Below are 891 nucleotides of genomic sequence, written 5' to 3' on the forward strand. Positions count from 1 at the left end.
CCCCGGACCCGCCCGCGCCGAGGCGATGGCGTCGGACATTCCGAAGCGTCCGAGGAACACCGGCTGGCCCACCGTGACGATCACGTCCCACGCCTCGATCGTGCACTCCCGCAACTCAGTCGACATCCTGCTCGCCACTGATCGCGCCGTCTCGCACGCATCGGCCACCCCACGGTCCAGGGCCCCTGCCCCCGGCCAACGCCGCGAGATCGGCCGCCGACTGCGCCTGATGACGAGCACCCACCGCCGAGCCGACGTGGACCACCATCACGACGACCGCAATCAACGCCGACATCGCCATCGCCGCCAACACCGTCGCCCCACCCTCGTCGTCCTGCATTCTCATTCGGGCGCACTCGGTTCCGCAGCAGCAACCGCCTCCGCCGACAGCGTCAATCCCGGCAACGGACTCGCCACCTCCACCCGCGCGACGAAGTACTCCCCATCATCCGTGACGGTGACCCGCGCACCGTCTGGCGCAACCCGCTCCCCCACCGAGACAGCCCGGGCCGCATCCCCTCTCGCCGCCAACCGAGCTGCCTCCCTGGCCGCATCGACGCACCCGATATGCATCGTCACCGACACGATCGCCCCGATACACACCACGATCACCGCGACGATGGACGCGATCGCGAACGCCGCCTCCACCGTCACGGCACCGTCGTCATCGCCCAAGCTCAGACGGCTGTGTTCAACGCTCGATCGATGATCCCGGTCAACGCCGACACGATGCTGTCGCCGGTCACCACCGTGTACAGCACCGCCCCGAATGCCGCGGCCGCGATGGTGCCGATCGCGTACTCCGCCGTCGACATGCCATCGTCCTCCACTCCGAACAGAACGATTCGAGTCTTCAACTCCTGCAATGCGTTCTCGATCATCTCGATTTCC

Annotated in this window: 2 protein-coding genes and 1 pseudogene; all 3 read right to left on the minus strand. The window is 67.5% G+C overall.

Features of this window, described 5'->3' with window-relative positions; translation table 11 throughout:
• Positions 1 to 346, minus strand: a pseudogene (locus tag RHBS_RS12720) (Rv3654c family TadE-like protein); the annotation flags it as partial.
• Positions 343 to 675 (minus strand): TadE family type IV pilus minor pilin, encoded by a 333-nt coding sequence (locus tag RHBS_RS12725; RefSeq protein ID WP_237669192.1) that lies wholly within the window; start codon positions 673 to 675, stop codon positions 343 to 345. The gene RHBS_RS12725 and the pseudogene RHBS_RS12720, both read right to left, overlap by 4 nt.
• Positions 676 to 677: 2 nt before the next feature.
• Positions 678 to 881 (minus strand): DUF4244 domain-containing protein, encoded by a 204-nt coding sequence (locus RHBS_RS12730; protein ID WP_032380048.1) that lies wholly within the window; start codon positions 879 to 881, stop codon positions 678 to 680.
• Between the last annotated feature and the right edge of the window lie 10 nt (positions 882 to 891).

It is taken from the genome of Rhodococcus sp. BS-15 (genome assembly GCF_000813105.1).
In the GTDB taxonomy this organism is placed as follows: Bacteria; Actinomycetota; Actinomycetes; order Mycobacteriales; family Mycobacteriaceae; genus Rhodococcoides.